Source organism: Phyllobacterium sp. CCNWLW183 (assembly GCF_037203775.1).
In the GTDB taxonomy this organism is placed as follows: Bacteria; Pseudomonadota; Alphaproteobacteria; order Rhizobiales; family Rhizobiaceae; genus Phyllobacterium; species Phyllobacterium ifriqiyense.
In genome coordinates, this window is the sequence record NZ_JBBCBN010000009.1 from 251770 (window position 1) to 277112 (window position 25343).

Genomic DNA, 25343 nt, shown 5'->3' on the forward strand with positions numbered 1-25343 from the left:
AGCCCAGAAAGTTGAAATTGAAAAAACCCAAATTGGCTCACCTCGGTGCCCCCTTGGTTGATCCACGCGCTTTCATTTTGGAGAACTTGCATATTCTGCCCACTCCTGCTGTGGCGGAGATACTGCTCTATACGGCGCATCCAGCAAGCGGATTGGGTAAACTTGGAAATCAAGACATATATGGCCATGATCATCCGCCATACTGGGCTTATCGCTGGGCGGGCGGGACAGTTTTAGCCCGGTATATTTTAGACCATCCGGCAATGGTCGCGGGCTTGCATGTGCTCGATTTGGGAGCAGGTTCCGGAATTGTTGGAATTGCGGCTGCCAAAGCGCGAGCAACCGCAGTGGTGTGCGTCGATACTGATCCTTACGCTGCTATAGCGAGCCGTATGAATGCAGCGGTTAATGCGGTGAACATCGACACAATTTGCAAGGACATTCTCGACGATGATCCGCCAGAGGTGGATATGATTGCTGTGGGTGACTTATTCTATGCGTCAGATATTGCCGGAAGGGTCGTTTCCTATCTCGACAGATGCACCACCGCGGGTATCAAAGTGCTCATAGGTGATCCCGGAAGAGAATATCTGCCTCACGACCGCTTGCGCATCTTATCAAAATATTCAGTGCCCGATTTTGGCAATGGCAGCGTCGCTTCGACGGACACAAGTGCGGTTTATTTGTTTGAAAGTAAGCCAGACTAAAAGAGGCCAAGCCCTTTCAGGCTGGCGTGCCCGCTTTTGCCGATAATGATGTGATCGTGCACGACAATACCCATCTGTGTGCCGATATTGGCGATTGTCTTTGTCATCTCAATATCAGCTTTCGACGGTGTCGGATCGCCGGAGGGATGGTTGTGTGCAAGAATGATAGCACTGGCAGAGAGCTGTAAGGCGCGAGCTATAACTTCACGCGGATAAACAGGTGTGTGGTCGACAGTGCCCACTTGCTGGACCTCATCAGCGATAAGGGCGTTCTTCTTGTCCAGAAACAGGACGCGAAATTGTTCCCGTGACTCATAAGCCATTGCTGCGACACAATAATCCATGACTTTGGCCCATGAACCAAGCACGATCTTATCGCGAATTTCGCTGCGGATCATCCTGTGGGTGAGGGCGGAGACGAACTTAAGGTCGAAGGCAATAGCTGGACCGCATCCCTTGACCTCACGCAAGAGGTGCTCAGGTGCCCCAAGGACTTCTGCCAGAGAGCCGAAGCGCGCAATGAGTGCCTTCGCCAAAGGTTTTGTGTCACCCTGTCTTATGGAGCGATAGAGCAACATTTCCAGCATTTCATAATCGGCAAAGCCGACGTGGCCGACGCTTTGAAACCGCTCCTTCATGCGTTCGCGATGTCCGACGTAGTGCGGAATGGGTTCGACTTCGGCCGACTGCGGCTGTGCGTTGCGCGAGGTCCTGTTTATATCAACGGCAGGTTGTTCTGAGGAGAGTTTTGCGGAAGTTTCGTTGAGGAAGAAGGTCAGGTTGGGCTTTTCTTCACTCATACGGCTTCCATCTATCCGAGTTTTAATCCAGGTGCGAACAGGCCAGCCGGAGACAGGGTGAAAACCTCGCAGCCTTCATTCGTGACACCCACAGTATGCTCATATTGAGCTGTCAGTGACCGGTCGCGGGTAACAGCGGTCCAACCATCAGCAAGAACCTTCACATGCGGACGGCCAAGGTTAATCATAGGCTCAATGGTAAAAATCATGCCTTCGCGCATTTCCACACCCTCGTTCGGCGTGCCGTAATGCAGGATATTGGGTGCGTCATGGAACAATTGCCCCACACCGTGGCCGCAGAAGTCGCGAACGACGGAACAACGTTCCGCTTCAGCGTAGGTCTGTATGGCTGCACCGATGGCACCGGTGCGTGCGCCTGGACGAACGGCGGCAATGCCGCGCATCAGGCTTTCATGCGTTACTTCCATAAGGCGCTCTGCGGCGCGTTTGATCTCGCCAACCGGGTACATGCGGCTGGAATCACCATGCCAGCCGTCAACGATATAGGTAACGTCGATATTGACGATATCGCCCTCGCGCAACGGCTTGTCATCAGGAATACCGTGGCAGACGACATGATTGATCGACGTGCAGCTGGATTTTGTGTAGCCGCGATAATTCAACGTTGCGGGCAGGGCACCTTGATCGGCACCAAACTCGAACACGAAGCGATCAATTGTGTTGGTTGTAACGCCCGGAGCTACGATCGAGGCGAGTTCATCCAGACAGCGTGCCGTTAACTGACAAGCCTTACGCATCGCTTCGAAGCCTTCGGGGCCATGAAGCCGAATTTGCCCTGTATTTTTCAAGGGCGCGCTTTGTGCGTCGAGATAGGTAACCATTGAACTGACCGGTTGGCGTTAATCTATAATAGGCATTGTGCTGACTGCAGCGATACCTGCAGGCGTGATGTGGCATTTTACAGCGTAAGCTTCAACCCCGCGCCGCATCGCCCGCTCAAAAGCCGCCGCGTAAACCGGGTCCAAATCGCCGCATATCCTCAATTGATCGCAATCTCCTCGCTGAATCACATAGAGCATCACGCCACGATGGCCAGTTTCCACCATGTTGCCAAGCTCGTCCAGATGTTTTGCGCCGCGAGCGGTGGGAGAATCGGGAAATTCGGCCAAGCCGGGCGTACGCGAAAAGTGTACGTTCTTCACTTCGACATAGGCGGTTGGACGGTTCGGGTCGGTGAGCAATATATCGATGCGTGAATTGGCACCATAACGTTGTTCGCGCTTAAGAGCGGCATAACCAGCAAGCGACGGGATTAATCCGGCAATAATCGCTTCTTCTGCAATGCGGTTGGGCAGGCCGGTATTGATTCCAACTATGTGCCCGGAGACTTCAACCATTTGCAGCGTGTGCGGGTATTTTCGCTTCAGATCGTCACTATGGGAAAGCCAGACCTTTATTCCCGGATCGGTCAAACCCAACATGGACCCGGTATTGGGGACCGAACTGGTAATAGCCTTGCCATCATCCAGAACGATGTCTGCAAGAAAGCGTTTATAGCGCTGCACCAAAGTGCCGGTAACAAGTGGGAAAGCAAAGATCATCCGGCAGAACTAGCGCAAGCCGGTCATTAAATCGATAGGTTTAAATTCAGTGGTTTCGCAACACGGCATTAATGACATCTGCGAAAGTGGTGTTAGCCATTAGGACCATGGTCGCAGCGGCCAATCCGGCCGCGAGAAATTTCAATGTAGTGTTGATATTATTATTCATACTCGTGATTTCCTGCATGAATTCATCCTAGCGGAAAACGAGCCTATAATGTGTTCCAATGACGTTTGTACAATGGCGACCGTCATACAAAAAACCTGCCTTGGGAAAGGCAGGTAAGTTTGCTCTGGGGTGGGAGAATCGGACTCGTTGGAGGTAAAATGCGAGTCCTGTTGTCACGATGGGAATCGTGACAACAATTTATGATATGCCAGCTCACCATTTCAGCCTCATAACTTTGTCTAACATGTCGTGACAAAGCTTGAAAAAACCGGGCTGTTCTAATTCTTCAGAGTGTCACATGCTGCGCGGAGGGACAAACGTTAGGAGGACTTTGATGAAATACAAGATTTTCCTGCCTCTGATGGCAGTGGCGGCTTTCTCCCTTGCAGCCTGCGATAACAAGCCTGCAGACACAGGCACCCCGCCTGCGACCACTACGGAGCCTGCAACCCCACCGGCAGCACCGGCCCCAGCAGAGCCTGCTCCATCGCAACCTGCACCAGCGAATTAATCTATCCGAGATTGAAATAACGGCCCGCTCACCCAGAGCTGGCCGTTTTTATATGCGTAAAGCACAGGCAATTATCTTTGCCGACAAAGTGCTGATTTTTATTGGAAAAAGACTGGTACGCCCAAGGGGAATCGAACCCCTGTTTGCGCCGTGAAAGGGCGCCGTCCTAACCGCTAGACGATGGGCGCCTCCGGTGAAGCGGCTTATAGTGAAACAGTATTTCCGCCGCAACCCCATAATGCATTCTTTTTTAGAAAAAGTGCAGTTTATGCGAAATTTATTGAAAAGACGGTTGCCCGGAAACCGTCAACCCCACGAGAAAAGCCAATTGGAATCAGCCTTTTCTGCCCGAACAGCGCCAATTCCAGTCCCGGCGCGGGCCAATATCCACATGTACCGATTCGGTATGGCAGTAAGTGCCGACGCCGCCACGACCTGTCATGGCGCGAGCAAAATTGGCCAATTCCCACTTGCTGATTCCAGGGACCTGAATATCAGCGGCGGCGCATGACATATGAAGAGAAGCCTTGGCGCCGTTTACTTTGCGATTATAGGGAGGACTGCGATAGCCGGAGGTTACAATGACGGATTTGCCATACTTGCGCTCGATCAGCTTCAAAATGCCCACCAGTTGCGGTTTCAGGCAGGCAACATCAACGCTTTCACGTTGAACTTTCAGGCCATTGGGTGCCAGGCGTGCAAGACCCGCCGCCGAAGCCAAAATTACAGGAGCGCCCGCTGCTTCAATGTCGTCATCTTCATAGAGACTATCGCGCTGCATGATCTGGATGCCAGCATTTGGCCGTACACCGGGCAGGGATGCAAGATGTTCAGTCCGGCCAGCAAAGGAATCAGCGGATGGAAGGTCGCTTTCAGATGCCCCGGCAGGCTTTGATTTAGGCTCGATTACCGCAACAAGCCGCTGATTGGCGGGTTTGGAGCGATTATTGGAGAACAGTCGCAAAAGTGCGCCATTGTTCTTCTGTGTAGCCGCCGCCGGTTTGGTTTCTTCCGGAGGAGCCGTGTCCGCAACGGCTGTTTCTGCAGGCTTGGGTTCAGGTTTTGCGGATTCTGCTGCCGCTGCAGGTGTTTCAGGCGCGGGAGCCGGTGCAGTCTCTGTTTTTTTCGTCATGCTTCCAAAAAGAGAAGTCCTGACGGGAGGTTGCGCAACAACGGTCGCTGCACTTGCCACTTGTACTTCTTCTGTTTTTGTCCCGGTATCAGCCGCCACATCGGTCTTTGCATCCGTCTTGGCGAGCTCAGGCTTGCTTTCGCCTGGCTTTACCGCGCCATTGACCGCCTGCAAGGCGTTTGTTTCTGTTGATCCAGCCAATGCCAGCGCCTCAGGGGTAACTTGCGCATTACCGCCAGAGGGCAGGGAGGTTTGGGTATCGCTCGCAGCAGCTTGATCAGTTGGGGCAACAGTCAATGCGGAAGTAACGCTGGGATTGGAGCCAGTAGATGTGCAAGAAGTTGCTATAAGAGCTGCAAGGCTCATAACGCATACGACTGTGCTTGCCCGTAAGGCTGAAACTGAACGCGGCAGTGTTTTCAACGATTCCCCCGTCTGGACGTCCGGCACGATTCGATAATTCAATCCGGCCCGTTTATAAGAGCATTAAGCCCACGAAGTTCTATTGAGGCGCAAATACACCGGCAGAGAGCAACAATAACTAGTTGTTTTTAGCGATCCGCACAAGACACGAACTATATACACAATGAGGCAAAAGCGTGATCTGACACTTTCCTGCCATGGTCCTTAATCGAAAGTTACAGTGAAATTTAATGCCATAGCTGCGTAATTACACGCGTATTCTCACGTAAGTGCCGGGCGCATCTGCCAATACCTGCACGTTATTTTCGCCCGGTATGCGCGGCGCGACACGCGTATTATCCTGTTTTTCTATCCAGGCATGCCAGTGATTCCACCATGATCCCGGGTGCTCGACACTCTTCTCCAACCATGATTCGAATGAACCAACAGGTGTATCTCCGGTCCAGAATTGATACTTGTTCTTGGCAGGAGGATTGACCACGCCAGCTATGTGGCCGGAACCGGAAAGGACATAGGTGATGTCGCCACCAAAATACTGGCAGCCGGTGAATACGGACAATGCGGGAGCGATGTGATCTTCTTTTGCCGCAAGATTGTAGATGGGAATCTTCACATCAGCCAGTGACAGGCTTTCGCCGGCCAGCTTCATCATTCCTTTAACGAGGTTATTATCAAGGTAGCAATTGCGTAAGTAATAGGAGTGGTTGGCTGCACTCATACGCGTCGCATCTGCATTCCAGTACAGCAGATCAAATGGCACGGGATCGCGCCCGCGCATGTAATTGTTGACGACATAGGGCCAGACAAGATCGCCAGACCGCAGCATATTGAAAGCGGTCGCCATGCGGGTTCCGTCAAGATAGCCTTCCGCAGACATTGCGTTTTCGAGGGCGCGAATCTGATCCTCGTCAACAAACACTTTCAAATCACCGGCGTGGGTGAAGTCTACCTGCGTTGTAAACAGAGTGGCACTTTTGATTCGATCTTCGCCTTCCTTGGCAAAGAGAGCGAGCGCAGCGCTAAGCAATGTGCCACCTACACAATACCCGATCGCATTGACCGCCCGTTCGCCGGTTGCAGCCTCAACTGCGTCAAGGCCGAAGCGCAAGCCCTCATTGATATAGGCTGTCCAATCCTTGTGCGCGTGCCGTTGATCCGGGTTCACCCATGAAATGACAAAAACCGAATGACCATGATCAATTGCCCATTTTATAAATGATTTTTCAGGGTTCAGATCGAGAATATAGAACTTGTTGATCCAGGGCGGGCAAATCAGGAGAGGGCGCTTGAGCACATCCTTGGTGGTGGGCTCGTATTGAATGATTTCCGCAACGTCGCTTCTGGCGATGACCTTTCCTGGTGTCGTTGCCACGTTTTCTCCAAGAGCAAACTTGGTCAAATCCGATTGGCGCAAGCGAAGATCGCCGCCGCCAGCAACAATGTCCTCCGCAAGCATTTTCATGCCGCGAACGAGATTCTCGCCGTTGCTGGCAACTGTTTCCTTATAGAGTTCCGGGTTGGTCAAAAGGAAATTACTTGGTGAAGCCGCGGTTGTGATCTGTTTGACGTAAAATGACGCCTTGTGGCGCGTGTGATCATCGAGTCCTTCGGCATTCTCAACCAGATCACCTGCCCACCTTGCAGTGACCAGATAGGCCTGTTTTAAAAAGTCAAAGAATGCGTTTCGTCCCCAATCCTCATCAGTGAATCGCTTATCGCCCTTTTCCGGCGCAGCAATATCCTCAACTTCCTCGCCGCTTATGCGCCTGATGGAGTTTGACCAGATCGCCATATAGCTCGAAAACAATTTTGTTTGGGCTTCAAGCGCGCGGCTGGGTTCTGAGAGCCAATATTCGGAGACCTTCGATAATGTTTTGACAATATCGGTGACAGGATCGGCGAGCGTGTCGCGCTTCAAGCCTTTTTCGCGCGGCTCGACCCAGGCAGAGGCTGCTTTGCCTGCCTGTTCGATCATATGGGCGACATTGCGGGCAAAGGCCTCCGGGTCCTTGACCACATAGTGATCCAGGCTGGGTATCTTTGTGCTTTTATCGCCTTGATTATCCATACAGTGGCATCCTCCCGCCAATTCTCCCGATCAGCATTATTGACATGATAACATAAGTTGGTGCTATCCCTCCAAGGTGCATTTATTGTAGCCATGATAAATATCGTTTTTCTGAGTCAGGACACACAATGAAAATCTCGCTCAAACTGCTCATGCGCTGCTCGGCAAGCGCCGTTATGATCGTTGGCTTGAGCGCGTGCGCCAATACAAGCCCTGCGCCAATGTCGAATTCTCCAATGACAGGGCCGGTCAACACCGGAACCTATCCGCATTTTACGCCTGACCCTAAAGGTGAAACGACCCAGTTTACGCCGGAAGAGAAAGACGCTTTGCGCAACCGCACGACTGCGGCAAAGAACAGCCAAAGAGGTCCTTCCGCCGATCCCGCGGCCGCTGCGCGCAAACAGGCCGAAATCCGCTTGCTGCGTCAGCAGCAGGCAGAAGATCTGAAGGCTATTGAAAGCGGCCAGCAGTAGGACCGTTCCTGATTTTTCTGCTGCGCTGACTGCTATTTCCAATGGCGATTAAGTAGCCATCCGATAATGCATTGCTGCATTGCACAAAAATTGGTTGTGCAGCCATCGCGGAATAGGCAGCATCATGCTTTCTCTCATTTGCGGTTGCTCGCTATGCCTTTACCGATTCTTGCCCTGGCCATTGCTTCCTTTTGCATAGGCACCACCGAGTTTGTCATCATGGGACTGCTGCCGGAAGTTGCGGCTGATCTTGGTGTATCGATCCCCAGTGCCGGACTACTCGTGACGGGTTATGCGCTAGGCGTGGTCATTGGAGCACCGATCATCGCAATAGCCACGGCTTCCCTGCCGAGAAAGCCCGTGCTCATCGGGCTTGCCATGCTCTTTGTTGTCGGCAATCTTTTTTGCGCCACCGCGCCCAATTACTGGATGCTGATGATCGCCCGTGTTGTCACTGCCTTCGGACATGGCGCTTTCTTTGGAATTGGCTCGGTTGTGGCCGCAAACCTCGTGCCACGCCATAAGCGGGCGAGCGCTATTGCACTGATGTTTGCAGGGCTAACGCTTGCCAACATTCTTGGTGTTCCGGCTGGAACGGCTCTCGGTGAAGTTTACGGCTGGCGCGCCACCTTCTTTGCCGTTGTCGCTATTGGCGTTGCGGCTGTGATTGCAATTATAGCGCTGGTGCCGTCTTCCAAGAATGAGCCGAAAGGAAGCGGCATTCTCAGCGAGGTCAAGGTGCTGGGCAAGCTGCAGGTCTGGCTTGCCATGGTAATATCGGCGCTTGCCTCGGCCAGTCTTTTTGCGGTCTTCACCTATATCAAGCCAATCCTGACAGATGTTTCCGGCATTTCGACTTCGGCAGTAACATGGGTTCTCCTGCTTTTCGGTGCGGGCATGACTGTCGGCAATGTTATTGGCGGTAAACTCGCCGACTGGAAACTTATGCCGACCGTTATAGGGACTTTGACTGCGCTGGTGCTGACACATGTCATCTTGGCCGAGATTTCGGGTTTGCCGACAGCGATAATCATTACCGTGTTTTTCTGGGGTGTTTTGACCTTTATCATTGTTCCACCTTTGCAGATGCGAGTCGTCGAATCTGCAGATGAAGCACCAAATCTTGCAGCTACGCTCAATCAGGGTGCTTTCAACGTGGGGAATGCCTCCGGTGCCTGGATTGGTGGGGCAGCGCTTACTCTGGGCATTCCATACCAGTATTTGCCATTCGTTGGTGCTGCCCTGGCTCTCATGGGGCTGGCTGTGGCGGTATGGTCAACTATGCTTGACCGCAAGGCGCATCACGCCAGGATGATCTCAGAAGAAGGTCAGCAATTCGGCCTTGAACCGCTTGCCGGTATTTGAACTTCTGCCAGTGCGTAAAGTCTGCAAATCACGTGGAAGTCAAAAGGGCCTTGCGGCCCACTTATGCATGTCCGCATTTAGGGCTAAATCGGTTGTAGGACCGAATGTCGCAGTTGGGATTTGCCATGCCGGGCCGCTGCAACCTGCAATCTACATTAATATCATTCTAAAAAGCTTTTTGCGGCCTTTTTACACTAAAATGGGGGTAAAAATGCCTAAATGAGACGATATTTCCGTGGCGGAATAGCGTGTGGATGATAATACGCGCGCAGCTTCGCGACGATTGTTGCACTTGCGTGCATGGCGCTAACGCGCTAACCCTCGGCCATCGAGCCAACTTCAAAAGACGGCGCGATCTGCCGTGCATTATCGGCAGTCATGTGTATGACATGGCATTCTTGTCAGCCTGAGTTCACAAGGCAGAAAAAGACGGATCATGAACGAGCTCTTAAGTTCCTACCTGCCCATCGTTATCTTTATCGGTGTGGCGCTGGTAATCGGTCTGGCACTGTTGATTGCACCGTTTCTGGTTGCATACAGCGCGCCTGACCCTGAAAAATTGTCGGCCTATGAGTGCGGCTTTAACGCATTTGACGACGCCCGCATGAAGTTCGACGTGCGCTTTTATCTCGTCTCCATCCTCTTCATTATCTTTGATCTGGAAGTGGCCTTTCTTTTCCCCTGGGCGATATCGTTCGGTGACGTGGGTTGGTTCGGTTTCTGGTCAATGATGGTATTCCTGGGCGTCCTCACGGTCGGCTTTATTTATGAGTGGAAAAAGGGAGCGCTGGAATGGGATTGACCGACAGCACCACCACCCTTGTGGCACCGCAACCAAAGGGCATCATTGATCCCAATACGGGCAAGCCAATTGGTTCTGACGATGCTTTCTTCGGCGAGATCAATAATGAATTGGCCGATAAGGGCTTTCTCGTTACTTCCGCTGATGCATTGGTAACCTGGGCGCGCACCGGCTCGCTGATGTGGATGACCTTCGGTCTTGCATGTTGCGCGGTTGAAATGATGCATACCTCGATGCCGCGCTATGACGGCGAGCGTTTTGGTTTTGCCCCACGCGCTTCACCGCGCCAGTCCGACGTGATGATCGTCGCGGGAACGCTGACCAACAAGATGGCTCCAGCGCTGCGCAAGGTCTATGACCAGATGCCAGAACCCCGCTATGTTATCTCGATGGGCTCCTGCGCCAATGGCGGCGGTTACTATCATTATTCCTATTCTGTCGTTCGCGGCTGCGATCGGGTGGTTCCGGTAGATATTTATGTCCCCGGGTGCCCACCGACTGCTGAAGCGCTCTTGTATGGCGTGTTGATGCTGCAGAAGAAAATTCGCCGAACCGGCACGATCGAGCGATAGGGTGGGTGCGATGTTTGAAGAAGCATTGAGTGAACTTGCGACCTATCTGACGGAAAAGCCGGGTCTCACATTGAAGTCGGTTGGTATTGCCTATGGTGATCTTTCCGTAGAGGTGGATGCTGATGCGCTGCTCGCAACGCTGGCATTCCTTCGCGACGATGTGCAGTGCCAGTTCATCTCGTTGATTGACATTAGCGGCGTTGATTATCCATCGCGCGTAAATCGCTTCGATGTGGTTTATCACTTGCTTTCACCCCGCCAGAATCTGCGCATCCGGGTGAAGGTATCAACCGATGAAGATACGCCGGTTCCTTCAGCCACGCCTGTATATCCCGGTGCTGATTGGTATGAGCGCGAGACATATGATCTTTATGGTGTTCTCTTCTCCGGTCATCCGGATCTTCGCCGCATTCTGACCGATTACGGCTTTGAGGGTCACCCGCTTCGCAAGGATTTTCCGTTGACCGGGTTTGTCGAAGTTCGCTACGACGACGAAGTAAAGCGCGTTGTCTATGAGCCGGTTGAACTCAGGCAGGAATTCCGCAACTTCGACTTCCAGTCTCCTTGGGAAGGCACCGATTATGTGCTTCCGGGCGATGAGAAGGCCAAGGTGAATTGAGGTCCGCCCGATGAGCGAGCACGGCAATCCATCCGCACAATGTCAGGAAGCCAACAATGGCTGAAACTCAAGTTCGTAACTTTAACATCAACTTTGGCCCGCAACATCCTGCGGCGCATGGCGTTTTGCGCCTCGTGCTGGAGCTTGACGGCGAAGTTGTAGCACGTGTCGACCCGCATATCGGCCTGCTGCATCGTGGCACCGAAAAGTTGATGGAAGCCAAGACCTATCTACAGGCTGTGCCTTATCTTGATCGCCTGGACTATGTGGCGCCGATGAACCAGGAGCACGCCTATGCGCTTGCTGTGGAGCGTTTGCTCAAGATCGAAGTCCCTAAGCGCGGCCAGCTGATCCGCGTGCTCTTTTCTGAAATCGGCCGTATTCTTTCCCATCTGCTGAACGTGACGACGCAGGCGATGGACGTGGGTGCGCTGACACCGCCGCTCTGGGGCTTTGAAGAGCGCGAAAAGCTGATGGTATTCTATGAGCGCGCATGTGGCGCACGCATGCATGCTGCCTATTTCCGTCCAGGTGGTGTGCACCAGGATCTGCCGGATCAGCTCATCGAAGATATTGGCAAATGGTGTGATCCATTTTTGCAAACTGTAAAAAATCTCGATGATTTGATTACGCCAAACCGTATTTTCAAGCAGCGTAACGTCGATATCGGCGTCGTAAATCTTGAAGATGCCTGGGCTTGGGGCTTTTCCGGTGTGATGGTTCGCGGCTCTGGCGCGGCTTGGGATTTGCGCAAGTCGCAGCCTTATGAATGCTATTCGGAAATGGAATTTGATGTTCCAATCGGTAAGAATGGCGATTGCTATGATCGTTATCTGATCCGTATGGAAGAGATGCGCCAGTCGGTTCGCATCATGCGCCAGTGTGTCGAGCAATTGCTTGGCAAGGAGCGGGTAGGGCCTGTTTCCAATACGTCTGCAAAGATCGTTCCGCCGAAGCGCGGTGAGATGAAGCGCTCCATGGAAGCGCTGATTCACCACTTCAAGCTCTATACTGAAGGTTACCATGTGCCTGCTGGCGAGGTTTATGCCGCAGTCGAAGCGCCAAAGGGTGAATTTGGTGTGTTTCTGGTTTCCGACGGGTCGAACAAGCCTTACCGCGTCAAGCTGCGCGCACCAGGTTTTGCCCATCTTCAAGCCATGGATTTTCTATGCCGTGGTCACATGCTAGCCGACGTTTCCGCCATTCTCGGCTCGCTTGATATCGTATTTGGTGAGGTTGATCGTTAATGTCAGTCCGTCGTCTAGCCGAAGATAACGTCCAGCCAGCTACCTTCGCGTTCAATCGCGAAAACAGCGCCTGGGCGAAGCTTGCAATCAAGAAATATCCCAAAGGCCGCGAGCAGTCCGCTGTCATCCCGCTTTTGATGCGGGCGCAGGAACAGGATGGCTGGGTCACCAAAGCAGCCATCGAGCATGTTGCAGAAATGCTCGACATGCCGATGATCCGTGTCCTTGAAGTCGCAACTTTTTACACGCAGTTTCAGCTGAAGCCGGTCGGTACGCGTGCGCATATTCAGGTTTGCGGTACAACGCCTTGCATGCTTCGCGGTTCGGAAGACCTGAAAAAGGTCTGCCAGAGCAAGATTCATCATGAGCAGTTTCATTTGAATGAATCTGGTACTTTGTCATGGGAAGAGGTTGAATGCCTCGGGGCCTGTGTCAATGCCCCCATGATCATGGTGTTCAAAGACACTTATGAAGATCTGACGCCAGAACGTCTTGAAGAGATTATCGATGCGTTCGAGGCAGGAAACGGCGCGTCCGTGCCCGTTGGCCCTCAGATTGACCGTCATTTCTCGGCTCCCCAAGGTCTTCCGACTTCGCTTATTGATACTGCCGCAACTGCCAAATCAGGCCGTGGAAGCAAGGCCGCCAGCGCAACGTCGCAGGTTCCGCCCTCCAATGCGAGCAAGCCGGTAACGCATGATGATGCAACTAATCCGGCAATCAAAACACCTTCTCCGGTGAAGGCGGCAAAGGGTGGTGAGGCGGCGACATCAAAGCCAGCGCCGACAGCCAGTTCAGCGGCCCGGATGATCAAGAACCCGCCATTGGCGGAAGGTTCGCTTGGCGAGAAGCCCGATGTGCAGACCATCAAGGCGCCTGCCAAGGCAGCTTCGCTCACTGACAATAACCGCCCGGCCGGCATCGAAAAGCCAGCGATCGTTGACGATCTCAAGTTGATTGCCGGTGTTGGCCCGAAGATTGAAGGCATTCTTCACGATCTTGGTATATTCACCTACGCGCAGGTCGCGGCGTGGAAAAAAGCCGAACGTGAATGGGTTGATAATTACCTGAATTTCAAGGGACGTATCGAGCGCGACGATTGGGTCAAGCAAGCCAAGGCTTTGGCCAAGGGCGGCGAAGCCGAATACATCAAGGTTTTCGGCAAGAAGCCGAGATAAATTGGATTGGCGGATGCGCAATTTGCATTCGCGAGTATGGACGAAGAGAGTAGGACCGGTGCGAAATGCTTGCTGATAAGGACCGCATCTTCAATAATATTTATGGCCTTCACGACAAGTCGTTGAAGGGCGTGATGTCACGCGGCCATTGGGATGGCACCGCGGGCATCATTGCCAAGGGCCGTGATTGGATCATCAACGAGATGAAGGCCTCCGGCTTGCGCGGACGCGGCGGGGCAGGCTTTCCGACCGGTCTGAAATGGTCCTTTATGCCGAAGGAAAGCGACGGCCGTCCGCATTATCTCGTTATCAATGCGGATGAATCCGAGCCGGGCACATGCAAGGATCGTGATATTATGCGGCACGATCCGCATACATTGATCGAGGGTTGCCTGATCGCCGGTTTCGCCATGGCTGCACATACCTGCTATATCTATGTGCGCGGCGAATATATCCGTGAACGCGAAGCGCTGCAGCTCGCCATTGATGAATGCTACGATGCCGGTCTGCTTGGCAAGAATAACAAGAATGGCTGGGACTACGACATCTACGTCCATCACGGCGCGGGTGCTTATATTTGCGGTGAAGAAACAGCGCTGCTTGAAAGCCTTGAAGGCAAGAAGGGTCAACCCCGCCTGAAGCCACCATTTCCGGCCAATATGGGTCTTTATGGCTGCCCGACAACTGTAAATAATGTCGAGTCCATCGCTGTTGCGCCGACCATCTTGCGTCGTGGTGCTGCCTGGTTTTCGAGTATTGGCCGTCCAAACAATGTCGGCACCAAGCTTTTCATGGTATCCGGTCATGTCAACAATCCATGTACCGTTGAAGAAGAAATGGGCATCCCTTTCCGCGAATTGATCGAACGTCATGCGGGCGGTATTCGCGGCGGTTGGGATAATCTGCTCGCCGTAATTCCAGGCGGTGCTTCGTGTCCGGTGGTTCCTGCGGCTGACATTATTGATTGCCCGATGGATTTTGACGGGCTGCGAGCCGTGAAATCATCTTTCGGAACTGCTGCGGTTATCGTCATGGACAAGTCCACGGATATTGTTCGCGCAATTGCCCGTCTTTCCTACTTTTTCAAGCATGAAAGCTGCGGTCAGTGCACGCCTTGCCGTGAAGGCACTGGCTGGATGTGGCGCGTTATGGAGCGCATGGTGACCGGTAATGCGCAGAAGCGCGAAATCGACATGCTGCTTGATGTAACAAAGCAGATTGAAGGCCACACCATTTGTGCTCTGGGTGATGCCGCTGCATGGCCGGTTCAGGGATTGATCCGTCATTTCCGCCCGGAAATCGAACGCCGTATCGACGAGTTTTCACGTAACGCAGATGCAAGCCGTCCTGTGCTTGTGGCTGCGGAATAGGGTTGAAGGATTGATGTCCAACATCGGAAACAAACCACTGGGATCTGACTGGACGGCATTCTTGCCGAAACAGATGATTCCGGTTGCCAATCTATTGGCACCTCAGCTTGAGGTAGCCGCGGCTGTTTCCGTTGCGAGCACTGCTATTGCCACACGCATGTTCGGTATTTGGACAAATGCCATGCTTGGCTCGTTCGATTTGAAGACGACAGGCGGGAAACAAACCGCTCCAGTCGCTATTGCTGATCTTAAGGCAGCCATTCGTGAGAAGACAGGCGAGGCAGCAAAGGCTTCCGAACCGGCCCAGCGTAGCAAGAACGATGTTATCGCCAATTCGTTGGAAAATATTTCATCGGCAGCAATCGAGGATCTTAAAAAGATTTCGGGGGTAGGGCCGAAGCTTGAACAAGTTCTCAACTCCATGGGCATTCGTTCTTATGCGCAGATCGCAGCATGGACAGCGGATGATATTGCCAAGATTGATGGACAGCTGAAGTTGAATGGCCGGATTTCGCGGGATGACTGGGTTGGTCAGGCAAACCGTTTTGTAAGTGAAGTAAAATAAAGAGCATGCCGGTCGTACCGGCGGTATGAAATTGTTGGCGGCCTTTAAGGCAGCCGGAAAAGAATGCGGAATGTTCCGCGAGGTTGGACAGACGATGGCGAAGATCAAAGTCGACGGTAATGAAATCGAGGTACCGGATCACTACACGCTTCTGCAGGCCGCAGAAACGGCTGGTGCAGAAGTGCCGCGTTTCTGTTTCCATGAGCGTTTGTCGATCGCCGGCAATTGCCGCATGTGCCTGATCGAGGTCAAGGGAGGGCCGCCTAAGCCAGCTGCTTCCTGCGCCATGGGTGTCCGCGATCTGCGTCCAGGTCCAAATGGCGAGACGCCCGAAATCTTTACCAATACGCCTATGGTCAAGAAGGCCCGCGAAGGCGTGATGGAATTTCTCTTGATCAACCATCCGCTGGATTGCCCGATCTGCGATCAGGGCGGCGAGTGCGATCTGCAGGATCAGGCGATGGCTTTTGGCGTGGATTCATCACGCTACAAGGAAAACAAGCGCGCCGTTGAGGACAAATATATCGGCCCATTGGTCAAGACGATCATGACACGCTGCATTCATTGCACGCGTTGCGTTCGCTTTACCACTGAAGTTGCTGGTATCTCCGAGCTCGGTCTGATTGGTCGCGGCGAAGATGCCGAGATCACCACCTATCTTGAACAGGCGATGACCTCCGAACTGCAGGGCAATGTGATTGATCTTTGCCCGGTTGGTGCTTTGACATCCAAGCCCTACGCTTTCCAGGCGCGGCCCTGGGAACTAACGAAGACTGAATCCATCGATGTGATGGACGCTGTCGGTTCAGCGATCCGCGTTGATACGCGAGGCCGCGAAGTGATGCGCATTCTGCCGCGCGTCAACGAGCAGGTGAACGAGGAATGGATTTCCGACAAGACTCGTTTCATCTGGGACGGTTTGCGTACACAACGTCTTGACCGGCCATATATCCGCAAGGACGGACGTCTTGTTGCTGCCAGCTGGCCGGAAGCCTTTGAGGCGATCAAGGCCGCTGTTGCGAAGACAAGCGGCGAAAAGATCGGCGCGATTGCAGGCGATCTGGCAACCGTCGAAGAAATGTATGCCCTGAAGCTGCTGATGCAGTCGCTTGGTTCAGCCAATACCGATGCGCGCCAGGATGGTTCGGTGCTCAACACGGCCAATGGTCGCGCATCCTACATTTTCAACCCATCGATTGATGGAATTGAGCAAGCCGATGCGGTTTTGATCATTGGTTCGAATCCGCGCTTTGAGGCTTCCTTGCTCAATGCGCGTCTGCGCAAGCGTTGGCGAGCTGCTGGGATACCGATTGCAGTTATCGGCGAGCAGGCCGATATGCGCTTCAAGTACGAATATCTTGGCGCGGGTGCTGAAACCCTGGCTGACCTTGCCGCCGGTTCGCTGAAGTTCCATGGCGTCCTTAAGAAAGCAAAGAATCCGCTGATTCTTATCGGTCAGGGCGCGCTTAACCGTGCTGATAGTGCGGCAGTTCTCGGTCTTGCGGCGAAAATCGCTGCTGATACCGGCGCGCTTGGCGATGAGTGGAATGGTTTTGGCGTCGTGCATACGGCTGCAAGCCGTGTCGGTGCGCTCGATATTGGCTTTGTACCGGGTGAGGGCGGCAAGACTGTTGCCGAGATGAACGGCGCACTGGATGTATTGTTCCTGCTCGGTGCTGACGAACTTCCATGGTCGGGCAAGAGCGGTGCGTTCACAGTCTATATCGGCACGCATGGCGATCAAGGTGCGCATAATGCGGACGTTATTCTGCCTGGGGCAACTTATACTGAAAAGTCCGGAACATATGTGAACACGGAAGGCCGGGTGCAGATGACCAATCGCGCCGGTTTTGCTCCGGGCAATGCCAAAGAAGATTGGGCCGTGCTGCGTGCCCTGTCTGATGTTCTCGGTAAAAAACTGCCCTTCGACTCTCTCGTGGCCTTGCGTTCGAAGCTCTATGCAGAGTATCCGCATCTGGCAGCGGTCGATGCAATCGAATCTGGTGCCTCTGCCGATGTTGCAAAGCTGGCAAATGCATCCCTTTCGATTGAAAAGACGGCCTTCGTTTCGCCGATCGCTGATTTTTACCTAACCAACCCGATAGCGCGGGCTTCTGCTGTCATGGCGGAGTGCTCTGCGCTTGCCAAGGGCGGCTTCAAGCAGGCAGCCGAGTAGGCGGGAAGAGACTGACATGGAAGACATATTCTACACGTACATCGTCCCGCTGCTGATTATCCTCGGAAAATCACTGCTGCTGCTGGTCGTGATGCTGTTGATCATCGCTTACCTGCTTTTGGCAGATCGCAAGATCTGGGCCGCTGTACAGTTGCGTCGTGGTCCAAACGTTGTCGGCCCCTTCGGTTTGCTGCAGTCCTTCGCCGATCTTCTCAAGTTTGTTGTCAAGGAACCGATTATTCCATCGGGTGCAAACAAGGGTATTTTCCTTCTTGCGCCTTTGGTTTCATCGGTTCTGGCCATGGCTGCATGGGCTGTTATCCCGGTCAATGAAGGCTGGGCCGTTGCCAACGTCAATGTCGGTATTCTTTATGTTCTCGCGATTTCGTCACTGGAAGTCTATGGCGTGATCATGGCTGGTTGGGCGTCCAACTCGAAATATCCGTTCCTCGGCGCGCTCCGGTCTGCAGCGCAGATGGTTTCCTACGAAGTCTCCATCGGCTTCGTGATTGTCACCGTCCTGCTTTGCGTGGGTTCACTGAACCTGACGGATATCGTCAATTCGCAGAGGGATGGCCTAGGCACAATGGCTGGCCTGCCAAGCTCTTTCCTTGACTGGTATTGGCTCGGCCTCTTCCCGATGTTCATCATCTTCTTCATTTCGGCTTTGGCTGAAACCAATCGCCCACCCTTTGATCTGGTTGAAGCTGAATCCGAACTCGTTGCCGGTCATATGATCGAATACTCCTCGACAGCGTTTTTGCTTTTCTTCCTCGGCGAGTATGTTGCCATCACATTGATGTGCGCATTGACGACCATCATGTTCCTCGGTGGATGGTTGCCGCCGGTCGATGTCTGGTTCCTGAACTGGGTTCCGGGTGTTGTCTGGTTCCTGCTGAAACTCTTTATGTGCTTCTTCATGTTCGCCATGGTGAAGGCATTTGTTCCGCGCTACCGCTATGATCAATTGATGCGTCTTGGCTGGAAAGTATTTCTGCCGCTCTCGCTGTTCATGGTTGTTGCGACCGCAGCCTTTCTCAAAATCACGGGGCTTACACCATGAGTTCGCTCGCACAAGCTGCCAAATCGCTACTCCTTTTGGAGTTCGTCAACGCATTCTTTTTGTCGATGCGGCAGTTCTTCGCGCCCAAGGCAACATTGAATTATCCCTATGAAAAGGGACCAATCAGCCCGCGCTTTCGTGGTGAGCATGCGTTGCGCCGCTACCCCAATGGGGAAGAACGCTGCATTGCCTGCAAGCTTTGCGAGGCGATCTGTCCGGCGCAGGCGATAACCATCGAAGCTGGCCCACGCCGCAATGATGGAACGCGCCGCACCGTTCGTTACGATATCGACATGGTGAAGTGCATTTACTGCGGCTTCTGTCAGGAAGCTTGCCCGGTCGATGCGATTGTCGAAGGGCCGAATTTTGAGTTCGCCACGGAAACCCGTGAAGAACTTTACTACGACAAGGAACGGTTGATCGCCAATGGCGATCGATGGGAGCGGGAACTGGCGCGCAATATCGCTCTGGACGCGCCTTACCGTTAATTGACGACTGCGCGCTTGTGTCCATGTCCGGTCGCTTCAACCAGACATGAACATGCGCTAAGACGCATGAAATTTGGAAGGACCGGTTGCCGAATGTGCGGCCGATTCGTTGAAAATGGCAGAACATTCTGCCGGAATGGAAATCGGGGGAACCCATGCTGACAGGTATAGCGGCGGCGTTTTTTTACCTCTTCGCCTTCATAACAATCGCCAGTGCTTTCATGGTGATTGCAGCCCGCAATCCAGTGCATTCCGTACTGTTCCTTATCCTTGCCTTCTTTAATGCGGCGGGACTGTTCCTGCTGACCGGCGCTGAATTCCTGGCGATGATCCTTCTTGTTGTCTATGTCGGTGCGGTGGCTGTTCTCTTCCTCTTCGTTGTCATGATGTTGGATGTGGACTTTGCCGAACTGAAAAGCGGCGCCTTGCAGTACGCTCCGGTTGGAGCGCTTGTTGGTATTATCCTTGCAGTTGAATTGATTGTGGTGCTCGGCGGTTCAGTCTTTGCGCCAAATGTTGCGTCGGTCGTCGTTCAACCAACGCCGGACATTGCCACACGGTCCAATACGGCGGCGCTCGGCGATATTCTCTACACTGATTACGTTTATTTCTTTCAGATTGCAGGTCTTGTGCTTCTGGTTGCAATGATCGGTGCGATCGTCCTGACGCTGCGCCACAAGGAAGGCATCAAGCGTCAGAATATCTCGCAGCAGGTCGCGCGCACGCCTGAAACGGCGGTCGAGATCAAACAGGTTGAAACAGGCAAAGGTATTTGATGATGGAAATCGGTATCGCTCACTATCTCACTGTCTCTGCCTTGTTGTTCACGATGGGCATCTTCGGCATTTTCCTTAACAGGAAGAACGTGATCATTATCCTGATGTCGGTCGAATTGATCCTTCTGGCAGTTAATTTGAATTTCGTGGCTTTCTCAGCCGCGTTGGGTGATCTGGTTGGCCAGATCTTCGCATTGTTTGTTCTGACTGTTGCTGCTGCTGAGGCTGCGATCGGTCTTGCAATTCTCGTCGTGTTCTACCGCAATCGTGGGTCGATTGCCGTGGAAGACGTCAATATGATGAAAGGTTGACGGGGGCATGCTGTATCTGGCGATTGTCTTCCTGCCGCTGATCGGCTTTCTGATAGCGGGCCTTTTTGGCTCGTCAATCGGTGCCAAGGCGAGTGAATATGTAACGACTGGTCTGCTGATCATTGTCGCTATCCTGTCTTGGGTAGCCTTTGTAAGCGTAGGTCTTGGTCACGGCGAGGCGTTCAAAGTTCCGGTTCTGCATTGGGTGGAATCCGGCTCGTTGAGCTTCGACTGGGCTCTTCGTATTGATACGCTGACGGTTGTCATGCTCGTCGTGGTCAATACTGTATCGGCGCTCGTGCATACATATTCCATCGGCTATATGCATCACGATCCGCATCGCCCGCGTTTCTTCGCCTATCTTTCGCTCTTTACCTTCGCAATGCTGATGCTTGTGACCGGCGACAACCTTGTCCAGATGTTCTTTGGCTGGGAAGGTGTTGGTCTTGCTTCCTATTTGCTTATCGGCTTCTGGTTCAAGAAGCCTTCGGCAAATGCTGCTGCCATGAAAGCCTTTATAGTCAATCGTGTCGGTGACTTTGGTTTCTTGCTCGGCATTTTCTCGCTTTTCGTACTTTTCGATACTGTTCAGTTCGATACATTGTTTAGCGCCGCTGCTACCTATCTTCCTGCTGAAGGCGCTGCGGATGCAGGGAAGGTTGTCTTGAACTTCCTTGGCTATGAACTCGACAAGCAGGGCGCAATCACCATTGCCTGTTTGCTACTGTTCATGGGCGCCATGGGTAAGTCGGCACAGTTTTTGCTGCACACATGGCTGCCGGATGCCATGGAAGGCCCGACACCTGTGTCGGCGCTGATCCATGCTGCAACGATGGTCACGGCCGGCGTTTTCATGGTGGCGCGTCTGTCACCAATATTCGAGCTGTCGCATACCGCTTTGATCTTCGTGACGGTCGTCGGCGCAACAACAGCTTTCTTTGCTGCGACCGTCGGTCTGGTCCAGAACGATATCAAACGCGTCATCGCTTATTCAACCTGCTCGCAGCTTGGCTATATGTTTGTGGCGCTCGGTCTTGGTGCTTACGGCGCAGGTGTGTTTCATCTGTTCACGCATGCTTTCTTTAAAGCACTGCTTTTCCTTTGCGCCGGTTCGGTTATCCATGCCGTTTCCGACGAACAGGACATGCGCCGCATGGGTGGTCTGCGTAAGCTCATCCCCAAGACCTATTGGATGATGATCATCGGAACAGTTGCACTGACTGGGCTTGGTATTCCAGGTACCGTTATCGGTACGGCAGGGTTCTTCTCCAAGGATGCGATTATCGAATCGGCCTTTGCTTCGCATAGTCCGGTTTCAGGCTACGCTTTCATTCTGCTTGTGATTGCGGCTGTATTTACCAGCTTCTATTCATGGCGCCTGATCTTCATGACATTCCATGGAAAGCCGCGTGCAAGCCATGATGTGATGCATCACGTCCATGAATCGCCTTACATCATGCTTGTGCCTCTGTTCATTCTGGCCATTGGCGCTCTCTTTGCCGGTGTCGTGTTCAAGGAGTTTTTCTTCGGCCACGAATATGCCGAGTTCTGGAAGGGTGCGCTGTTTACCGGGCCTGAAAATGAAATATTGGCGGAGTATCACCACGTGCCGTTCATCGTTGCCATGTCGCCATTCCTGGCAATGGTAGCGGGCTTTATCGGTGCCTGGTACTTCTACATTCGCTCACCAGAAACCCCGCGCCGTTTGGCCGAACAGCATTCCGGACTTTACCAGTTCCTGTTGAACAAATGGTATTTTGACGAGCTGTATGACTTTCTCTTTGTTCGTCCGGCTATGGCTCTCGGCAAATTCCTTTGGAAGCGCGGCGATGGTTGGCTGATTGATGGGCATGGCCCGGATGGTGTTTCCGCCCGTGTTGTTGATGTCACCAACCGCGTCGTGCGCCTGCAAACCGGTTACCTTTATCACTATGCGTTCGCGATGCTCATCGGGGTCGCCGCACTCGTCACGTGGATGATGCTCGGGAGCAACTTCTGATGACCGACTGGCCAATTCTTACCACCGTTACCTTCTTACCATTGGTCGGTGCCTTTCTGATCCTGCTCATCCGGGATGACAGCGATGCTGCACGCCGCAACATTCGCAATGTCGCTTTGTGGACGACGATCATTACCTTCCTTCTGTCATTGCCGATCTGGTATTATTTCGACAATGCAGAAGCGGGCTTTCAATTTGTGGAAAAGGCCGCATGGCTCGATAGTGGTATATCGTACCATATGGGAGTCGATGGCATTTCCATGCTGTTCGTCATCCTCACCACTTTCCTTATGCCCCTATGCATTCTGGCCAGCTGGGAAGCGATCCAGAACCGCGTTAAAGAATATATGATCGCGTTTCTTGTTCTGGAAACGCTGATGATTGGTGTGTTCTGCGCACTCGATATCGTGCTATTCTACGTGTTCTTTGAAGCAGTACTGGTCCCGATGTTCATTATCATCGGTGTCTGGGGCGGAAAGCGCCGGGTCTATGCCAGCTTCAAGTTCTTCCTTTATACGCTGCTCGGCTCGGTTCTGATGCTGCTCGCCATCATGGCAATGTACTGGCAGGCTGGAACGACCGATATTCCTACCTTGCTTGCACATTCTTTCCCCGCTTCAATGCAAACATGGCTTTGGTTCGCCTTCTTCGCATCCTTCGCGGTGAAAATGCCTATGTGGCCGGTTCACACCTGGTTGCCGGATGCGCACGTTGAAGCGCCGACCGCAGCTTCCGCCATTCTTGCCGGTATTCTGTTGAAGCTTGGCGGCTATGGCTTCCTGCGCTTCTCGCTTCCGATGTTCCCGATAGCATCGGCTGATTTCGCGCCGATCATCTATACTCTTTCGGTTGTCGCCATTGTTTACACATCCCTTGTCGCCCTCATGCAGGAAGACATCAAGAAGCTGATCGCTTACTCCTCGGTCGCTCACATGGGCTATGTGACCATGGGTATTTTCGCAGCAAACGAGCAGGGCATTCAGGGTGCATTGTTCCAGATGCTTTCCCACGGCCTGGTTTCGGCAGCGCTGTTTCTGTGTGTCGGTATTGTCTATGACCGCACCCATACGCGCGAAATCTCTGCCTATGGTGGCCTTGTGAACAATATGCCGAAATATGCGGTCGTGTTTTTGATCTTCACCATGGCCAATGTCGGCTTGCCTGGCACATCCGGTTTCATCGGTGAATTCTTGACCTTGATGGGCGTGTTCCGCGTCAATACTTGGGTTGCTCTTTTTGCCACCTCGGGTGTTATCTTCTCGGCGGCCTATGCATTGTGGCTCTATCGGCGCGTTGTGTTCGGTTCGCTCGACAAGGAAAGCCTGAAGGCGCTTCTGGATATGTCGCCGCGGGAAAAGGCAGTGATTTATCCGCTGCTGATCCTGACGATCTTCTACGGTGTTTATCCGATGCCGGTATTCGATGCGACGGCCAGCTCCGTCCATGCACTTATCAATCAATATAATAACGCGCTGTCCTCAGCGGCCACTTTGGCGTTGAAATAGCAGGAAGAGGCCAAGGCCGATGCAGACCGATATGATTGCCAACCTGACGCTCATGGCTCCTGAACTGCTTCTAGCAGTTGGAGCGATGGCTCTCCTGATGGTCGGAGCATTTTCCGGCGAGAAGTCGTACAAGCTGGTCAATGGTCTCAGCATCATATTGCTGTTGCTGGCACTGGTGCTTGTTGCCGTGTTTCCTCAACAGGGAAACGCTTTCGGTCGTGCTTTCATCAATGATTCCTTTTCCGGCTTCATGAAAGTACTCACACTGGCAGGCTCGATCGTTACTCTCATCATGTCGTCCGGCTTTGCCAAAAGCGAGAAATTCGACAAGTTCGAATTCCCGATCCTGATCCTTTTGGCCAATGTCGGCATGCTGCTGATGATTTCAGCCAATGACACGCTGTCTCTATATCTGAGCCTTGAGCTGCAATCACTCGCGCTATACGTCGTCGCCGCCATCAACCGCGACAGCGTTCGCTCCACGGAAGCTGGCCTGAAATATTTTGTTCTTGGCGCGCTGTCATCCGGCATGCTCCTCTATGGTATTTCACTGGTTTATGGCTTTACGGGTCATACCGGCTTTGAAGGTATTGCCCAGTCTCTCGCCAGCTCCGAACGTCAGCTCGGCGTTGTTTTTGGATTGGTTTTCATTTTTGCTGGTCTTGCATTCAAGATATCGGCAGTTCCATTCCATATGTGGACGCCAGATGTTTATGAAGGCGCGCCGACACCGGTAACAGCTTTCTTTGCAACTGCGCCGAAAATGGCGGCGATGGCGCTGCTGACACGCGTATCAGTGGATACCTTTCAGCCGATCACGCATGACTGGCAACAGATTGTCGTGTTTATTGCCATTGCGTCGATGATCCTTGGCGCTTTTGCGGCCATCGGCCAGCGCAATATCAAGAGGCTGATGGCTTATTCTTCCATCAGCCATATGGGCTATGCCCTTGTTGGGCTTGCTGCAGGTACGCAGGTTGGCGTTAAAGGCGTTGCCATTTACATGCTGATCTACCTGGTCACAACGCTTGGTACATTTGCATTCATTCTGGCAATGCGCCGCAAGGATGGAAATGTCGAACAGATCAGCGACCTTGCCGGTCTCTCGCGTACAAATCCGATTATGGCGACCATATTGACCATCCTCATGTTCTCGCTCGCAGGTATCCCACCGCTCGCCGGGTTCTGGGGCAAGTGGTACACCTTCCTTGCAGCGATGCAGGCTAATCTCTATGCGCTTGCCATTATCGGCATTGTGGCTTCGGTTGTGGGCGCATTCTACTACCTGCGCATCATCAAGATCATGTGGTTCGATGAACCGGTTGGCGGTTTCGTTCCAGTCGCTGGCGAACTTCGACTCGTGCTTGGTGCCTCCGGTCTGCTTGTTCTGCTCTATGTTCTGATCGGCGGTCCGATTAGTACTTACGCGGAAGCGGCATCCAAGTCTTTCTTCTAGGCC

General features: G+C 53.0%; 24 protein-coding genes and 1 tRNA gene. 19 read left to right on the forward strand and 6 right to left on the reverse strand.

Translation table 11 applies throughout. From position 1 onward, the window contains the following. Positions 1-17 precede the first annotated feature (17 nt). Positions 18-707, forward strand: a complete 690-nt coding sequence (locus V9K95_RS20535) for a class I SAM-dependent methyltransferase (protein WP_336441832.1) — start codon at positions 18-20, stop codon at positions 705-707. On the opposite strand, the gene radC is transcribed toward V9K95_RS20535, so the two are convergent. The 3 genes from radC to sfsA are packed head-to-tail and all read right to left on the reverse strand — an operon-like array spanning position 704 to position 3069. Then, positions 704-1507 (reverse strand): RadC family protein, encoded by an 804-nt coding sequence (gene radC, locus V9K95_RS20540; protein WP_307284622.1) that lies wholly within the window; start codon positions 1505-1507, stop codon positions 704-706. The genes V9K95_RS20535 and radC overlap by 4 nt on opposite strands. Before the next feature lie 11 nt (positions 1508-1518). Then, the gene (gene map, locus V9K95_RS20545) at positions 1519-2349 is read right to left on the reverse strand and encodes a type I methionyl aminopeptidase (protein WP_115055327.1); all 831 of its coding nucleotides are present in this window, start codon (positions 2347-2349) and stop codon (positions 1519-1521) included. Positions 2350-2367: 18 nt separating this feature from the next. Next, on the reverse strand, positions 2368-3069 hold the full coding sequence (gene sfsA / locus V9K95_RS20550) for a DNA/RNA nuclease SfsA (protein ID WP_115055325.1): 702 nt from the start codon (positions 3067-3069) through the stop codon (positions 2368-2370). A gap of 503 nt (positions 3070-3572) precedes the next feature. Here sfsA and V9K95_RS20555 point away from each other — a divergent pair. After that, positions 3573-3749, forward strand: a complete 177-nt coding sequence (locus V9K95_RS20555) for a hypothetical protein (RefSeq protein ID WP_307284627.1) — start codon at positions 3573-3575, stop codon at positions 3747-3749. A gap of 113 nt (positions 3750-3862) precedes the next feature. On the opposite strand, the gene V9K95_RS20560 is transcribed toward V9K95_RS20555, so the two are convergent. From V9K95_RS20560 to V9K95_RS20570, 3 genes are all read right to left on the reverse strand, one after another. Continuing rightward, positions 3863-3937: transfer RNA gene (locus V9K95_RS20560), tRNA-Glu, on the reverse strand. Between the two features lie 146 nt (positions 3938-4083). After that, positions 4084-5304: a D-Ala-D-Ala carboxypeptidase family metallohydrolase gene (locus tag V9K95_RS20565; protein ID WP_336441831.1), complete on the reverse strand. Its 1221-nt coding sequence runs from the start codon at positions 5302-5304 to the stop codon at positions 4084-4086. Positions 5305-5551: 247 nt separating this feature from the next. Then, the gene (locus V9K95_RS20570; protein ID WP_115055321.1) at positions 5552-7372 is read right to left on the reverse strand and encodes a class I poly(R)-hydroxyalkanoic acid synthase; all 1821 of its coding nucleotides are present in this window, start codon (positions 7370-7372) and stop codon (positions 5552-5554) included. Between the two features lie 128 nt (positions 7373-7500). Between V9K95_RS20570 and V9K95_RS20575 the strand changes: the two genes are divergently transcribed. The 17 genes from V9K95_RS20575 (at position 7501) to nuoN (ending at position 25340) form a co-directional block, all read left to right on the forward strand. Beyond that, a complete protein-coding gene (locus V9K95_RS20575; RefSeq protein WP_115055319.1) occupies positions 7501-7848 on the forward strand; it encodes a hypothetical protein in 348 nt (115 codons plus the stop codon). Between the two features lie 153 nt (positions 7849-8001). Beyond that, positions 8002-9213, forward strand: coding sequence for an MFS transporter (locus tag V9K95_RS20580; protein WP_336441830.1), 1212 nt, complete (start codon positions 8002-8004; stop codon positions 9211-9213). 436 nt (positions 9214-9649) lie between these two features. Next, positions 9650-10015: an NADH-quinone oxidoreductase subunit A gene (locus V9K95_RS20585; protein ID WP_115055317.1), complete on the forward strand. Its 366-nt coding sequence runs from the start codon at positions 9650-9652 to the stop codon at positions 10013-10015. Further along, positions 10006-10587, forward strand: coding sequence for a NuoB/complex I 20 kDa subunit family protein (locus V9K95_RS20590; protein WP_115055314.1), 582 nt, complete (start codon positions 10006-10008; stop codon positions 10585-10587). Before V9K95_RS20585 ends, V9K95_RS20590 begins: the two co-directional genes overlap by 10 nt. Positions 10588-10597: 10 nt before the next feature. After that, entirely contained in the window at positions 10598-11206 is a 609-nt protein-coding gene (locus V9K95_RS20595; RefSeq protein WP_115055312.1) for an NADH-quinone oxidoreductase subunit C, read from the forward strand. 56 nt (positions 11207-11262) lie between these two features. Next, the gene (locus tag V9K95_RS20600; protein WP_115055310.1) at positions 11263-12453 is read left to right on the forward strand and encodes an NADH-quinone oxidoreductase subunit D; all 1191 of its coding nucleotides are present in this window, start codon (positions 11263-11265) and stop codon (positions 12451-12453) included. Then, a complete protein-coding gene (locus V9K95_RS20605) occupies positions 12453-13631 on the forward strand; it encodes an NADH-quinone oxidoreductase subunit E (RefSeq protein ID WP_307284642.1) in 1179 nt (392 codons plus the stop codon). Before V9K95_RS20600 ends, V9K95_RS20605 begins: the two co-directional genes overlap by 1 nt. Before the next feature lie 65 nt (positions 13632-13696). After that, positions 13697-15001 (forward strand): NADH-quinone oxidoreductase subunit NuoF, encoded by a 1305-nt coding sequence (gene nuoF, locus V9K95_RS20610; protein ID WP_115055306.1) that lies wholly within the window; start codon positions 13697-13699, stop codon positions 14999-15001. Between the two features lie 13 nt (positions 15002-15014). Next, complete coding sequence (locus tag V9K95_RS20615; protein WP_336441829.1) at positions 15015-15566, forward strand: helix-hairpin-helix domain-containing protein; 552 nt, start codon at positions 15015-15017, stop codon at positions 15564-15566. A gap of 94 nt (positions 15567-15660) precedes the next feature. Further along, a complete protein-coding gene (gene nuoG / locus V9K95_RS20620; RefSeq protein WP_336441828.1) occupies positions 15661-17742 on the forward strand; it encodes an NADH-quinone oxidoreductase subunit NuoG in 2082 nt (693 codons plus the stop codon). A 16-nt stretch (positions 17743-17758) separates the two neighbouring features. After that, positions 17759-18805 carry an NADH-quinone oxidoreductase subunit NuoH gene (gene nuoH / locus V9K95_RS20625; RefSeq protein ID WP_336441827.1) on the forward strand — a complete coding sequence of 349 codons (1047 nt, stop codon included), beginning with the start codon at positions 17759-17761 and terminating at the stop codon, positions 18803-18805. Beyond that, on the forward strand, positions 18802-19293 hold the full coding sequence (nuoI, locus tag V9K95_RS20630) for an NADH-quinone oxidoreductase subunit NuoI (RefSeq protein WP_115055300.1): 492 nt from the start codon (positions 18802-18804) through the stop codon (positions 19291-19293). The genes nuoH and nuoI overlap by 4 nt, the downstream gene beginning before the upstream one ends. 155 nt (positions 19294-19448) lie before the next feature. Next, positions 19449-20069, forward strand: a complete 621-nt coding sequence (locus V9K95_RS20635; protein ID WP_115055298.1) for an NADH-quinone oxidoreductase subunit J — start codon at positions 19449-19451, stop codon at positions 20067-20069. Positions 20070-20071: 2 nt separating this feature from the next. Then, positions 20072-20380 (forward strand): NADH-quinone oxidoreductase subunit NuoK, encoded by a 309-nt coding sequence (nuoK, locus tag V9K95_RS20640; protein ID WP_115055399.1) that lies wholly within the window; start codon positions 20072-20074, stop codon positions 20378-20380. A 7-nt stretch (positions 20381-20387) separates the two neighbouring features. Then, positions 20388-22379, forward strand: a complete 1992-nt coding sequence (gene nuoL, locus V9K95_RS20645; RefSeq protein ID WP_336441826.1) for an NADH-quinone oxidoreductase subunit L — start codon at positions 20388-20390, stop codon at positions 22377-22379. Then, complete coding sequence (locus V9K95_RS20650; RefSeq protein ID WP_307284659.1) at positions 22379-23884, forward strand: NADH-quinone oxidoreductase subunit M; 1506 nt, start codon at positions 22379-22381, stop codon at positions 23882-23884. The genes nuoL and V9K95_RS20650 overlap by 1 nt, the downstream gene beginning before the upstream one ends. Before the next feature lie 19 nt (positions 23885-23903). After that, on the forward strand, positions 23904-25340 hold the full coding sequence (gene nuoN, locus V9K95_RS20655; protein WP_307284662.1) for an NADH-quinone oxidoreductase subunit NuoN: 1437 nt from the start codon (positions 23904-23906) through the stop codon (positions 25338-25340). The last annotated feature ends 3 nt before the right edge of the window (positions 25341-25343 follow it).

Bases quoted from the DNA above. Each gene is read 5' to 3' on its own strand.
- V9K95_RS20595 (WP_115055312.1), top strand. From the start codon at position 10,598: ATGTTTGAAGAAGCATTGAGTGAACTTGCGACCTATCTGACGGAAAAG.
- nuoG (WP_336441828.1), top strand. From the start codon at position 15,661: ATGGCGAAGATCAAAGTCGACGGTAATGAAATCGAGGTACCGGATCAC.
- nuoK (WP_115055399.1), top strand. From the start codon at position 20,072: ATGGAAATCGGTATCGCTCACTATCTCACTGTCTCTGCCTTGTTGTTC.
- V9K95_RS20600 (WP_115055310.1), top strand. From the start codon at position 11,263: ATGGCTGAAACTCAAGTTCGTAACTTTAACATCAACTTTGGCCCGCAA.
- V9K95_RS20580 (WP_336441830.1), top strand. From the start codon at position 8,002: ATGCCTTTACCGATTCTTGCCCTGGCCATTGCTTCCTTTTGCATAGGC.
- map (WP_115055327.1), bottom strand. From the start codon at position 2,349: ATGGTTACCTATCTCGACGCACAAAGCGCGCCCTTGAAAAATACAGGG.
- V9K95_RS20585 (WP_115055317.1), top strand. From the start codon at position 9,650: ATGAACGAGCTCTTAAGTTCCTACCTGCCCATCGTTATCTTTATCGGT.
- V9K95_RS20575 (WP_115055319.1), top strand. From the start codon at position 7,501: ATGAAAATCTCGCTCAAACTGCTCATGCGCTGCTCGGCAAGCGCCGTT.
- V9K95_RS20615 (WP_336441829.1), top strand. From the start codon at position 15,015: ATGTCCAACATCGGAAACAAACCACTGGGATCTGACTGGACGGCATTC.
- V9K95_RS20570 (WP_115055321.1), bottom strand. From the start codon at position 7,372: ATGGATAATCAAGGCGATAAAAGCACAAAGATACCCAGCCTGGATCAC.
- V9K95_RS20605 (WP_307284642.1), top strand. From the start codon at position 12,453: ATGTCAGTCCGTCGTCTAGCCGAAGATAACGTCCAGCCAGCTACCTTC.
- nuoL (WP_336441826.1), top strand. From the start codon at position 20,388: ATGCTGTATCTGGCGATTGTCTTCCTGCCGCTGATCGGCTTTCTGATA.
- radC (WP_307284622.1), bottom strand. From the start codon at position 1,507: ATGAGTGAAGAAAAGCCCAACCTGACCTTCTTCCTCAACGAAACTTCC.
- nuoH (WP_336441827.1), top strand. From the start codon at position 17,759: ATGGAAGACATATTCTACACGTACATCGTCCCGCTGCTGATTATCCTC.
- nuoI (WP_115055300.1), top strand. From the start codon at position 18,802: ATGAGTTCGCTCGCACAAGCTGCCAAATCGCTACTCCTTTTGGAGTTC.
- nuoF (WP_115055306.1), top strand. From the start codon at position 13,697: ATGCTTGCTGATAAGGACCGCATCTTCAATAATATTTATGGCCTTCAC.
- V9K95_RS20635 (WP_115055298.1), top strand. From the start codon at position 19,449: ATGCTGACAGGTATAGCGGCGGCGTTTTTTTACCTCTTCGCCTTCATA.
- V9K95_RS20555 (WP_307284627.1), top strand. From the start codon at position 3,573: ATGAAATACAAGATTTTCCTGCCTCTGATGGCAGTGGCGGCTTTCTCC.
- V9K95_RS20650 (WP_307284659.1), top strand. From the start codon at position 22,379: ATGACCGACTGGCCAATTCTTACCACCGTTACCTTCTTACCATTGGTC.
- sfsA (WP_115055325.1), bottom strand. From the start codon at position 3,069: ATGATCTTTGCTTTCCCACTTGTTACCGGCACTTTGGTGCAGCGCTAT.
- nuoN (WP_307284662.1), top strand. From the start codon at position 23,904: ATGCAGACCGATATGATTGCCAACCTGACGCTCATGGCTCCTGAACTG.
- V9K95_RS20590 (WP_115055314.1), top strand. From the start codon at position 10,006: ATGGGATTGACCGACAGCACCACCACCCTTGTGGCACCGCAACCAAAG.